At 47.8% G+C, this 12,253-nt stretch carries 9 protein-coding genes; all 9 read left to right on the top strand.

The genetic code is table 11. The features are described 5' to 3' along the window. The first annotated feature begins 13 nt into the window (after window positions 1-13). The 9 genes from MKX74_RS25405 to MKX74_RS25365 all read left to right on the top strand — a co-directional run bounded on the left by MKX74_RS25405 (window position 14) and on the right by MKX74_RS25365 (window position 12,247). A complete protein-coding gene (locus MKX74_RS25405) occupies window positions 14-841 on the top strand; it encodes a flagellar hook-basal body protein (protein ID WP_028589732.1) in 828 nt (275 codons plus the stop codon). A 6-nt stretch (window positions 842-847) separates the two neighbouring features. Next, window positions 848-1,054: a DNA-directed RNA polymerase subunit beta gene (locus MKX74_RS25400; RefSeq protein ID WP_018884161.1), complete on the top strand. Its 207-nt coding sequence runs from the start codon at window positions 848-850 to the stop codon at window positions 1,052-1,054. 191 nt (window positions 1,055-1,245) lie between these two features. Then, window positions 1,246-4,257, top strand: coding sequence for an S-layer homology domain-containing protein (locus MKX74_RS25395; RefSeq protein ID WP_341180169.1), 3,012 nt, complete (start codon window positions 1,246-1,248; stop codon window positions 4,255-4,257). A 407-nt stretch (window positions 4,258-4,664) separates the two neighbouring features. Continuing rightward, window positions 4,665-5,111 carry a 3-hydroxyacyl-ACP dehydratase FabZ gene (gene fabZ / locus MKX74_RS25390; protein ID WP_018884164.1) on the top strand — a complete coding sequence of 149 codons (447 nt, stop codon included), beginning with the start codon at window positions 4,665-4,667 and terminating at the stop codon, window positions 5,109-5,111. Between the two features lie 84 nt (window positions 5,112-5,195). Continuing rightward, complete coding sequence (locus MKX74_RS25385) at window positions 5,196-6,914, top strand: phospho-sugar mutase (RefSeq protein ID WP_018884165.1); 1,719 nt, start codon at window positions 5,196-5,198, stop codon at window positions 6,912-6,914. A gap of 153 nt (window positions 6,915-7,067) precedes the next feature. Next, entirely contained in the window at window positions 7,068-9,083 is a 2,016-nt protein-coding gene (locus MKX74_RS25380) for a DUF5693 family protein (RefSeq protein ID WP_341180168.1), read from the top strand. Next, window positions 9,059-10,186: a polysaccharide pyruvyl transferase CsaB gene (gene csaB, locus MKX74_RS25375; protein ID WP_341180657.1), complete on the top strand. Its 1,128-nt coding sequence runs from the start codon at window positions 9,059-9,061 to the stop codon at window positions 10,184-10,186. Before MKX74_RS25380 ends, csaB begins: the two co-directional genes overlap by 25 nt. A gap of 64 nt (window positions 10,187-10,250) precedes the next feature. Further along, complete coding sequence (locus MKX74_RS25370; protein WP_341180656.1) at window positions 10,251-10,952, top strand: WecB/TagA/CpsF family glycosyltransferase; 702 nt, start codon at window positions 10,251-10,253, stop codon at window positions 10,950-10,952. A gap of 167 nt (window positions 10,953-11,119) precedes the next feature. Continuing rightward, entirely contained in the window at window positions 11,120-12,247 is a 1,128-nt protein-coding gene (locus MKX74_RS25365) for a glycosyltransferase family 4 protein (protein ID WP_018884169.1), read from the top strand. The last annotated feature ends 6 nt before the right edge of the window (window positions 12,248-12,253 follow it).

Genomic DNA, 12,253 nt, shown 5'->3' with positions numbered 1-12,253 from the left:
CGGGAGGTAGATGATGAATAACTCCATGATTGGCGCAATGGTAACGATGTCCAGCGCACAGCAAAGACTCGATATGATTGCGAACAACGTAGCAAATGTGAATACAGTAGGCTTCAAGAAGGACGAGGGTAGCTTTCAAGACGTGTTGTCCCGTGTTCAGCAGCAACCCGAGACATATCGTCAGACGGGGCGCGCGATGCCGCTTGGCTACAACCTCGGCTTTGGCGTGAAGATGGCATCCATGACCAAGGACTTGGAGCAAGGCAGCATGCTGGAGACAGGCAATCCAACGGATCTGGCGATTGTGGGAAATGCATTATTTGCCATTGATGCCAATGGTGAGAAGGCATGGACACGTAACGGCGGCTTCAGCTTTGTACCTGATCCAGCGAATCCGCAAGGCAACGAAGTGCTGCTCGTAACCGCAGATGGGCATCGTGTACTAGACCGTACCGGTAATGAGATCACTGCTCCGGTTGGCTCCAAGGTGGCTATTGATGAACAAGGACGAGTGATTATTCGGATTGAGGGCGAGGAAGATTATTCTCTTCAGGAAATCCAGTTCGTGAATGTTCAGCGTTATCAGGGGCTTGAGCTGCGAGACGGCAATATGTTTGTCCTGGGTACAGGTGTAACGGAAGATGACGTATTTGGAGCGGGAGCAGCTGCTACCATTCCTGATAATGCAAAAATCCGTCAAGGCGTGCTGGAGCAATCCAACGTCAATCTGACGGAGGAAATGACAACAATGCTGCAGACGCAGCGCATGTATCAGATGGCTTCACGAGCTCTTACCTCCAGTGACACTATGATGGGCTTGGCGAACAGCCTACGGGCTTAGGCTGGTATGATGACAGAAGAGGTTAAGCAACCTGCACCGGTAAAGGCTTCGGGCTGGAGATTCCTGCGGTTACTGATTATACCACTGCTCCTAGTGATCGCTTTAGCTGGAGGTATGGTTACAGGATATGTGGTCTTAGGCAAGCAGGAGCTGGCAGAGGTGCTCGATCTGAACACCTGGAAGCATGTATTTGATTTGGTATTTGCGCCTTAGATGTAGCACGCTGTAACGCTCTAATTTAATATACTTATTCTCAAATGAGGACTTCCTTTGCTAGGATCGATTAGTTGGGCATATTCGATCAACAGAAGGGAGTCTTTCTTTGAATATATGCATCCTATATTCTGGATTCGATGTTATAATGAGGATGTTTTGTTTTGAAGATTGAAAGGGGATAGTACTACATGAATAGAAAAATATCTTTAGTAATGGCGATGCTGCTTCTACTTCACCTTGTGCTGAATCTGGGGATTTCAGGCCGAGCGCTGGCGGCTGGGGAGGCACCGACCGTGGTTGAACAGACACCAGTTAGCAACAGTATAACTGGTACAGTTATAGACTTCACAATGACCTTCGATCAACCTATTATGAAGCAATCAACAGGTAGGGTGTATGTAAAGAGGGCTTCAGATGATTTCGTGGTATTCGATGAGCGTGTTAATAGCTCCAAACTTAATCTTTCGTCTGATAAGAAGCGAGTGATATGGGGCGTAGAAGGACTGGAATATGGCCAGAAATATTATGTGCTGATCACTGATAATGCCTTCAAAAATAATAAAGGGAATTTTTTTGAGGGGATTATTGATAAGGAGGCCTGGACATTTACAGTAGAGGGCGCTTCTCCACAAACGATTACCAGTCCTTCAGTAGATGAAGCGACACCGTTGCAGCTAGTAGCGGTTACACCTGCTGACAAGGCCTGGAACATCCCGGTTGATTATCAAATTGCAGTTTACTTTAATGAGAAGATCAATATCGGCGATAAGCAGGGCATTCGTTTGAGGGTGAAAGGTAGCTCCGCAGAGGTAGAGAGTGTGATTGAGACGGTGGGTCAATCCCTGAGGATTACACCCGTACAACCGCTTAACCCAGGAAGTACATATCTGATAACCATCCAATCAGGAGCTGTAATTGATTCCCTGACAGGCGCTAAATACACGGAAACAATTGAAACTGTCTTTGAGACTCAAAGCAACAGCAGTCCAGAGATTCAACAATCGCTCACGAAGCCCGAACTTCAGTCTGTTGATGTTCAGAATAACGTCATTCGACTGCGTTATAATGTGCTCCTTGGAGAGCGTGACAATCTTCCTGTATCAGGCTTTAAAGTAATGCTGAAGAAGAGCCGGCTACAGGTATCCAGAGTGTATACAAGCGGAAATGATCTTTATCTAGTGCTACGGGTCAAGCCTTCATCTGACGATGAATTGTCGATATCTTATAACCCCAAGGGCAGTGGCGCCATTGCGGGTACGGGGTACTCGCTTGTCGGGTTCGACAACTATAAAGCAGTGATTGTAAGTGAAGCCAGTAATTCACCAACATTAAGGCCACAATCCATTTCAGCTGCGGGTAGTGAGGTTATCATTACTTATCCCAACAGATTGAGAACGACTGTGTTAAAGCCAGAGCAATTCACCATTTATGCGAATAGCACCAAGCGTACAGTTACGAAAGCCAGAATTTCAGGGAATCAAATCATCCTGACCTTGTCGGTTCCTGTAGCGGCAAGCACCAACCTGAAGGTGTCCTTCAACAAGGGTGCAGATCCGATTGTTGATGTGAACGGTAATGAGATTACGATTTTCGTGGAATATGAGGTGACTGCGGAAAGCGCAGCTGTTGCCTCAAGTAGCCCGAAACAGCCATCATTTGTTACAGCGAACTCAAGTGCATTGTCCGGAAATGGTGGCTATGTACTGAACATAAATACTGCCAAAGCGGTTAAAGTCAACTCTAGCAGCGGTAACGCGATTACAAGATATATGATTCACAGAGGACAGCTTGAGGAAGCGCTGCGCTTCGTGATCCAAATTCATGAGAACCAGGGAACAAACAAGTCAGTCAAGCCATTGATCTTTAACGTGCCTGACACGGAAGGCTCAGCGGAGTTGGTTGTGCCAGTAAGTGCAGTGTACAGGGCTTGGCAAGAAGCAGGTGATGGTGGCAAGCGTTCTGTGTTCGCGGTGCAGTACAAGGGAGCGATGTATGAGATTCCTTTGAAGGAGCTACCTTTTGCAGAGATTGCCAGATCGCTTGGGAACGGTGCATTAAGTGTGGACACCTTAGATACACTTTATCTTATTATTCAAATTGAATATGTATCTCCTGATCAGTTGTCCGTGTCACCTGTAATCAACGGCAGTCAGGCTAAGCTTATGCAAGAGGCAATACAGATCAGAGTCATTGTCATATCGGGGACGGCAAACTCTGGCGAGACAGATGAGTATGGTAAACTGGACGGAGTGGATGTCAATCGTTCCAATTCGATCATCAATTTGTCGCACATTGGAAAAATTTATTTACGTATCATCATCAATTTAGGAAGTGCGGATCAGACAGCACTGGTTCGATATGACACGGTCAATAAAAGACTGATTCTCTTATCCTCCGGGGCAGCAAAGGCTAATGGCCAGCTTATTCTAATCGGGTATGCAGACCCGAATAAATCGGAGGGCTCTGGTGGCAGTGCAAATGCTGGGGGAACTACAGGAGCAGCAGCAGCAGGGCAAGGGTTGATTATTGGTGGGGTGAGCCTAATATCAGGGAACAATGCCTCCACTAATTCCGGATCTAGTAACGGAGCAAGTGGAGGTGTGAGTAGTGCCTCGGGTGGAGAGGCTAGTTCTACTGACTATACGGACACCAGCAAGCACTGGGCCAAGGCAGAGATCGATGCTCTAACCTCAAAAGGTATTATTGGCGCAAGAAGCAGCAATACGAATGCATTTGAGCCTGACCGTAATATTACACGGGCTGAATTTGCAGAATATATTTCTAAGGCATTGAACCTGGCACCTAACTTGGAGGAAGCTAAGATTTATCCTGACGTGAATCAGGATGACCAAGGTGGATATATTGGAGCAGCCAATGAAGCTGGAATTATTGCTGGGTATCCTGACGGATTTTTTAGACCAGATCAATTTATCACCCGTGAGGAAATGGCATTAATGATGGTACGTGCCCTTAAATATGGTGAGGTTAATACTTCCTTAACTGGCACACCAGAGCAGGCACTAACGAAATTTCGTGATGCATCGAAAATCCGTTATAAGGAAGCTGTGGCGCAGACTGTCCAAAGTGGAGTAATTCAAGGAATTAATGTCAATACCTTTCAGCCTAAAGGCAATGCGACACGTGCGCAGGCAGTGGTCATGATTAAGCGCGTGCTGGACAGAATAGGAGAGTTGCGCTAAAGGTAATTGACGTAACAAAGAACCGCCTTGCTTTTTGAAGGCGGTTTTTTCTTGTCTTCTCTAAATAGCTTGTGGTCATAGGAAGTAGAGAAAATGGTGCTTTTGCGGAGTTTTCTTTTTTCACTCGAAAAATGTATAATGATGGGGGACTTTATCGCAAGCAGACAAAAGGGCCTTTTCACGCCCGTTTCCCGTGTGGAAAACGGTGGAAAAAGCCCCTTATCTCAACCTTCACTCCTGCAGAAAGTGTAAGGATAGATATAGTTGTTACCGCTTTAGCTGAATTTTATGCAGTCCATTGGAAAAAGCTAAGTTCTAATGAAGGTTGCTGAGCAAAGCTTGTGGAAAGCAGGTATGTTCGGCTGAGTATAAGCATTCTATAGATTGGAAGGGGACTTTAACGTATTATGGTGCAACCACAGCAATTGGACGTCAATCAGATTCAGGAGATTATTCCGCATCGGGCACCTTTCTTATTGGTGGACCGCATTATTGAGCTGGAAGAAGGTAAACGAGCAGTTGGCATTAAAAATGTAACGATGAATGAACCGCATTTTATAGGCCATTTTCCCAAATATCCTGTAATGCCTGGCGTTCTTATTACAGAGGCTTTGGCACAGGTCGGAGCAGTTGCTCTGCTGCATTTGGAAGCTAATCGCGGGAAGATCGGCTTCCTGGCAGGGCTAGATGGCTTCCGCTTCCGTGGACAGGTCGTACCTGGTGACACTTTGAAGCTGGAAGTAGAAATTACGAGATCCAAGGGCTCCATAGGGAAAGGAAAGGCGACAGCCTCGGTAGATGGCAAGGTAGTCGCTGAGGGAGAGATCATGTTCGCTTTGTCTGACCCTTTGTAAGGAGATTGCATAAGGAATATCCAACCATCAGCAATACATAGTCATGGTGAGATTAATTCTATTCGTGGGGAAGGGGTATTACACATGGAACAATTAAGCACACAAGCTCAGGAGACGTTGGAGCAATGGCTTCAAGACCCGGTAATCGATGAGGCTACGAAGCAGGAGCTTCGTGAACTGGGTGGTCAGGCCAAGGAATTGGAGGATCGTTTTTATAAAGAGCTGGAATTCGGTACTGGGGGCCTCCGTGGTGTAATCGGTGCAGGTAGCAACCGGATGAATCGTTATGTCATCGGCAGAGCGACGCAAGGATTGGCACGTTATATTCTGGAGCAACACGGAGATCGGGAAGGCAAGCCGTCGGTGGTCATTGCTCATGATTCTCGTCATTTCTCACCTGAATTCTCTTTGGAAGCTGCTCTGGTGCTGGCTGGTAACGGTATCGTCGCTAAGTTATTCCCTTCCCTGCGTTCTACACCGCAGCTATCCTTCAGTGTCCGGCACCTGCAGGCTACTGGGGGGATCGTCGTGACTGCAAGTCACAACCCACCCGAGTACAACGGCTATAAGGTCTATAACAGCTCAGGAGGACAGCTTGTTCCTCATGAGGCGGAGCAGGTTATCCAATACATTCGCGAGGTGCCTTCGTTTGCTGACATCCGTAGAATCAGCAAGGAGGAGGCTGAGGCCCAAGGCTTGCTCGTATGGTTGGGAGAGAATGAGGATCAAGCCTTCACAGATACCGTCGCAGAGGTGAGTGTGAATCGTGAGCTGATTGCGAACGGCCCAGGCAAGGACTTCAAGCTGGTCTTTACGCCCCTGCACGGTACGGGTAATATCCCGGTTCGCGATGTACTGGCGAAGGTCGGCTTTGAGCAGGTGCATGTCGTTCCAGAGCAGGAGCAACCAGATGCAGAATTCTCTACGGTGAAGTCTCCAAATCCAGAGGAACGCGATGCGTTCAAGCTGGCTATTGAGCTTGGTACGAAGGTCGGAGCCGATCTGCTCATCGGAACAGATCCTGATGCGGACCGCATGGGTGCCGTGGTGAAGAACAAGCAAGGTGAATACGTAGTGCTCTCAGGGAATCAGTCCGGGGCAATTATGATATACTATTTGCTAAATCAGCTTCAGGAGGCTGGCAAGCTGCCTGCTAATGGAGCCGTCGTCAAAACGATTGTAACCAGTGAAATGGGAGCAGTTATTGCTGAGCATTTTGGAGCCACTGTATTTAATACGCTGACTGGCTTCAAATATATTGGTGAGAAAATGAACGGCTTTGAGCAGAGTGGAGATCATACCTTCTTGTTTGGCTACGAGGAGAGCTATGGTTATCTCGCTGGCAACTATGCACGTGATAAGGACGCGGTACTTGCATCTATGCTGATTGCGGAAGCTGCTGCTTACTATAGTACGCAAGGGAAAACGCTGTACGATGTATTGGAGGAGCTGTATGAGAAGTTCGGCTATTTCCTTGAGAGCTTGGAGTCTCGTACACTTAAAGGCAAGGATGGCGTAGCTCAAATTCAATCCCTTATGACTCAGTGGCGTACAGAATCCATTGCGGAGATTGCTGGGATCAAGGTGAAGGAAGTATTGGACTACTCCAAGGGCTTGAATGGTCTTCCTAAGGAGAATGTACTTAAATTCATGCTGGAGGATGGGTCTTGGTTCTGCTTGCGTCCATCAGGTACAGAACCGAAGATTAAGGTGTATTTTGCCGTCCGCGGAACATCCATTCCTGATGCGGAGAGCAAGATTGCTTCGCTGGTGCAAGCCGTCATGTCTCGGGTGGATGCTTAAATCATCTTTTTAGCTTCAAGAAAATATTTAATAATTACATTGTGTTCCGGCAACCTCTCATACGGCAAGAGCTGCAAGCCGGAGAGGTTGCCTGTTTATTAGGAAGATATGTATCACAGTGTATTGGTTTTGCAATGATGAGGAGGTACTTTGGTGGTTCAGAAATGGCAACGTTGGAATATCGCTACACGTAAATGGTTATGGATTATAGTCATTCTGGGGCTTGCGGCCTCAATTCCTGTAATTGTGGACAGGCTGGCAACGGAGCGATCCTCCAAGACTGTGGAAATCGCAATGGATTATAGGAATTTGACAGATGTGGCCTCTTATCAGGCCCGTCCACTGGAGTTCCTGGATCAGCAGTTGGACAGATTGCATGATGCAGGAGTTACTACGATGTCTCTTTACGAGAGCACGCTGGAGGATTTTCGAAAAGCACGACGTCTCGTAATCTATAACGAGCAGGATGCTTCCAGACTGATGAATCAGCCGGTGGAGGCGAGTCGGAATTTTACATATGTGCTGTTCACCAGCAACGAGAACGGACAAGCGCTTACTCCATTAATAGAAGAGACCTTCAGTACTTTGGACATTCCAGTACAGCGCTGGGAGCTGAATGGTCTGCCGGGTCTGATCATTGAGGCTGCTCCAGAGGATGCTACGTTGAAGCCGACCCAAGCGGACCCGATTGCCATGGAAAACCTGCGCTCCAAGGGCTTCTTCATTATGCCGCGACTGAACGACAGTATGCCTTATGACCAACAGAGGATGGAGAGACAGCTCGCGACTTTCCAGCAGTTTGGTGTAAAACGTATTTTGTTTGAAGGTGATGCGGTAAAAGGCTTCGCTGAACAAGCCAATAAAAACAGCTTAAATGGCTTTGCCGAGCTATTGAACAAATATGATATTGGACTGGCAGCCATCGAGAACTTGAAGCAGCCACAGTTGGGCTTCAACAAATTGGCTTATCTGACTGACTATAATGTTGCTCGCCTATATTCCTTGAGCCAGGCTGACTCTGCTCTGGATATTGAGACGTTGGCAGATCGTTTTGCGCTAGCAGCGAAAGATCGCAATATTCGGATCATGTATGTGAATCCAGGAGTTACACGTAATGTGTCAGAAGCCAAAATCAAGGATTCTCTGGATAATATCGTGCATACTTTGCAGGCTCCGGGCAACGCAATACAGCGGATTGAAAATAATGGCTTCACACTTGGACAAGCTGAAGCTTTCCAGGTTAGCGATTCAGCCGGGCAGCGTTACTTCAAGCTGGGCGCAGTTGTAGGTGCAATCGCCTTGATCTCTCTAATGGTGTCGTTCTTTGTGCCTGTCCTGACAATACCGGCTTTTGCAGCTGGTCTCGTCGGCTCTGCGGGGCTATATGTCTTGAACTCAGCGCTTATGGAGCAGGCGATTGCACTGCTTGCAGCCATCAGTGCACCTACGATTGCTGTGGTACTGGCTGCTCGCCAGATTAGCAAGAGTCAGGCGAAGGAACCAGAACTGTCAGCTAGCAGCAGATTGGGCAAGTCCTTAACGATCTATGTCTGGACTTCTCTTCTCTCCCTGGCAGGGGCGCCTTTCGTCATTGCCTTGCTGAATAACATTAGCTACAGCTTGGTGCTTAATCAATTCAGAGGTGTAAGCCTGCTTCACTTGGCACCAATTATGCTTGTGGCTGTATATATTTTCTTTTACCGTGGCATGTCCATACGCACTGAGGTTCCGAAGCTTCTTCGTCAACCTGTAACGATTCTTATGGCTATTCTGTTAGCTGTTGTAGCTGTTATTGTGTGGTATTACTTAAAGCGGACGGGGAACGCAGGATCAGTCTCTTCCCTGGAAATGAGCTTCCGTACATTCCTGGAGAGCACATTTGGCGTGCGTCCTAGAAATAAAGAGTTCCTGATGGCTCATCCAATATTCATCGCAGGGACCTTCATTGCCCTGAAATATCGCAAAGCAATTTATGTCCTGATTATTGCTGTGATTGGCCAGCTCTCGATGGTGGATACCTTCGCGCATATTCATTCCCCTGCGGATCTGTCGTTGATTCGTGGAGTGCTGGGTCTGGTGCTGGGCTTGATCATCGGTTTGATTGGTATTGGATTGTGGCAGTTGGTAGAAAGGGGTTGGAAGAGATGGTCGCCCCTGTTAAAACAATAGTCATCTCCGGGTATTACGGCTTTCGCAATAGCGGAGATGAGGCCGTCCTTAAATCCATCCTGACTGCGCTAGCGCGTGCTGGTGAGGAAGCGGGTGTCCGCATTGAGCCTGTTGTCCTGTCAATTGATCCTGAATGGACTTCAAGCATGTACGGCGTCAAGGCTGTTCACCGGATGAAGCTTGCTGAGGTGCGAAGCGCCATTCAGCATAGTGACGGCTTGATCAGTGGGGGCGGTAGTCTGCTGCAGGATGTCACCAGTCCCAAGACGATTCCTTACTATCTGGGCGTCCTCAAGCTAGCACAGTGGGCCAAGAAACCGACCTTCATCTACGCTCAGGGAGTAGGTCCTGTACAGCGTAAAATTTTTCACCCACTGATCAGATCAGTGTTCCGCAAAGCCGCTTATATCTCGGTCAGGGATGAGCAATCTGCAGATCTACTTTCCAGTATGGGTATGGCACGAAGTGGCATTGAGGTCGTACCTGATCCGGTCATGGGTCTACCCTTGCCAGAGAATACGAACGCTGTGTCGGTCAGTGAGTCGGGCATTCTGCCGACGATTGGTGTGTCGGTGAGGTATTGGGATAAGGAACGTCGTGAATTGTCCGCGTTGGCACGCGGGCTTCGCCAATTGGGGGAGCGTCAGCGTGTGCATATTCGCTTGCTTCCATTTCATTTGCCGGACGATGTTGAAGCATCGCGTGAGGTCATGGCACAGGTAGGGAGCTTTAGTGAAGGGAGCAGTCAGATCAGTATTGCCGAGGATGTCTTGGATCCGCAGCAAATGCTGCTGGAGGTCAGTCGTTGTAATCTGGTGATAGGCATGCGTCTGCACAGTCTGATCTATGCGGCTTCTCGCAGCATTCCTCTGCTTGGAATATCGTATGATCCGAAGATTGATCATTTCCTGAAGCGTTTGGATAGCGAACCTGTTGGGACTACAGCTACACTTACGGCGGAACAACTTGCAGCTGAGGCAGAGCGTATCCTTCAATCTCCTTCGGAATGGATACGAAGCAGGGAAGCCAAGATTCGTGAACTGCAGGAAGAAGCACGCAGACCGGCGGAACGAATCGTTCATTATTTGAGGAACAAAGGGTGAAGGAACAGTGAGACAGTCAGAGCAAGTGCCGACCATATCGATCTTCGGGTTGTCAGTATCCCGGATGAATATGAAGGATACGGTGGAATATTTAACAAAGGCTATACAATCCAGACAAGTACATCAGGTGATTACGGCTAATCCCATTATGATCATGACAGCCCTGGAGAACCCGTCATACATGCAAGTCATGCAGAATGCAGAATTGCTGGTTCCGGATGGGACAGGCGTCGTATGGGCGGCCGAGAAGGCGGGAAGTCCCGTGCCTGAGCGCGTAGCGGGTTTTGATTTGTTACATGAATTGCTTCGCGTCGGCGAAAGCTACAAATGGCGGGTGTATCTGCTGGGGTCTACCAGCGAAGTGATTGAAGCAACGGCATCGCGGTTAAAAGAGCTTTATCCCGAAGTTGTGATCTGTGGGCTTCGAGACGGTTTTTTTGGACCGAATGAGGATCAAGGGGTTATTGAGCATATTCGGAAAGCTGAACCGGACCTGTTGTTCGTAGCTCGTGGAGCCGATACGCAGGAGCCGTGGATCAACCGTTACAAGCAGGAATTGAATGTTCCGGTCATGATGGGTGTTGGTGGAAGCTTCGATGTGATCTCTGGAAAATCCAAACGTGCACCCAAGATTATGCAAAAACTTCGTATGGAATGGCTGTATCGTCTAATGAAGGAGCCTAGCCGCTATAAAAGAATGCTTGCGCTGCCGAAATTCGCAATGAAAGTGCTGCGTGAGCAAGAAAACATGACGAAAGCTAGGTAAATAGCCTGAATTTGCGTCTAAAACCGCCTAAATTGCCATAAAACGAAGGTTGGTATTTGGAATCGTTCGGAGTATAATTCAATGCGGTTGGGTCCGATTCAGTTGATGTGATGTGTTGGTTAAAAATTGAAGAGGATTCGCTTTAAAATTGGGGGTCGAATGATCAAATGTTACCGATCTATATTATTGGATTTATCGCTGCACTTGTACTAGCACTAGTCCTGACACCGCTGGTTAAGAGGTTTGCTATTCGGGTTGGCGTTGTGGATGTCCCGAATGCCCGCAAGGTGCATACGAGGGTTATGCCTCGACTAGGTGGAATGGCTATATTCTTGGCCTTCATTATCGGGATACTGGCTGTGCTTCCATTTGTTCCTGACGGCGTACTTACGACCCGGGATATTAACTTCATTCAGGCGTTTTTGGTTGGTGGAGCGATGATCACGATACTCGGTGCACTTGATGACCGTTTTGATCTGAATGCAAAGCTGAAATTCGTCGTACAGATTGCTATTGCTTGTATGGTTGTATTTGCTTTTAATATTCGTGTGGATTTTGTAAATATCCCATTTGCTGATTCTTACTCCTCCCTTGAGGGATGGATCGCTATACCGCTAACAATCTTCTGGATTGTGGGTGTAACGAATGCCATTAATCTCATTGATGGGCTGGATGGCTTGGCTGCTGGCGTTTCCGGGATCGCTATCAGTACGATCTTCGTGATGTCCCTGCTTATGGGCAACATTGCGGTTGCTATGCTTTGTCTGGTGTTGCTGGGCAGTATCGTTGGATTCCTGTTCTTTAATTTCCACCCGGCCAAGATCTTCATGGGTGATACAGGCTCCTTGTTTCTGGGCTTCTGTCTTGCGATGCTATCGCTATTAGGCTTCAAGCAGATTGCTGTAGTCTCCTTTATTACTCCGCTGATCATTATCGGTGTGCCATTATCGGATACGTTTTTTGCGATCGTTCGTCGTAAGCTGCAGAAGAAGCCGATTTTCTCACCTGATAAAGGGCATCTGCATCACCGCCTGCGAGAGCTTGGCTTTAGTCACAGACAGACGGTATTGATCATTTACGGCATTGCTGCTTTCTTCGGTGTGCTGGCTGTGATTCAGTCGTCTGCGGCATTATACGAAGCGAACTGGGTGACGTTCGTAGTGATTTGTATCATGATGTTCTTTTTGCAGCTTGGTGCAGAGATTATCGGGCTGGTCGGCAAAACAAAGCGACCTATCATTAATATGCTGCTGCGTCTCAAGGTAAAGCCAGAATCGCAGCGTTCGAAATTATAATTTGAT

Source organism: Paenibacillus sp. FSL K6-1230, from assembly GCF_038002385.1.
Taxonomy (GTDB): domain Bacteria; phylum Bacillota; class Bacilli; order Paenibacillales; family Paenibacillaceae; genus Paenibacillus; species Paenibacillus massiliensis.
Note: the sequence above shows the minus strand (reverse complement) of the source record. Positions and strands in the feature narration are given on the sequence as shown.

What these genes read in the sequence shown, in the direction of transcription:
- MKX74_RS25405 (WP_028589732.1), top strand. Translation starts at nt 14, where the DNA reads ATGAATAACTCCATGATTGGCGCAATGGTAACGATGTCCAGCGCACAG.
- csaB (WP_341180657.1), top strand. Translation starts at nt 9,059, where the DNA reads ATGGTCGCCCCTGTTAAAACAATAGTCATCTCCGGGTATTACGGCTTT.
- MKX74_RS25395 (WP_341180169.1), top strand. Translation starts at nt 1,246, where the DNA reads ATGAATAGAAAAATATCTTTAGTAATGGCGATGCTGCTTCTACTTCAC.
- MKX74_RS25385 (WP_018884165.1), top strand. Translation starts at nt 5,196, where the DNA reads ATGGAACAATTAAGCACACAAGCTCAGGAGACGTTGGAGCAATGGCTT.
- MKX74_RS25400 (WP_018884161.1), top strand. Translation starts at nt 848, where the DNA reads ATGATGACAGAAGAGGTTAAGCAACCTGCACCGGTAAAGGCTTCGGGC.
- MKX74_RS25365 (WP_018884169.1), top strand. Translation starts at nt 11,120, where the DNA reads ATGTTACCGATCTATATTATTGGATTTATCGCTGCACTTGTACTAGCA.
- fabZ (WP_018884164.1), top strand. Translation starts at nt 4,665, where the DNA reads ATGGTGCAACCACAGCAATTGGACGTCAATCAGATTCAGGAGATTATT.
- MKX74_RS25370 (WP_341180656.1), top strand. Translation starts at nt 10,251, where the DNA reads ATGAATATGAAGGATACGGTGGAATATTTAACAAAGGCTATACAATCC.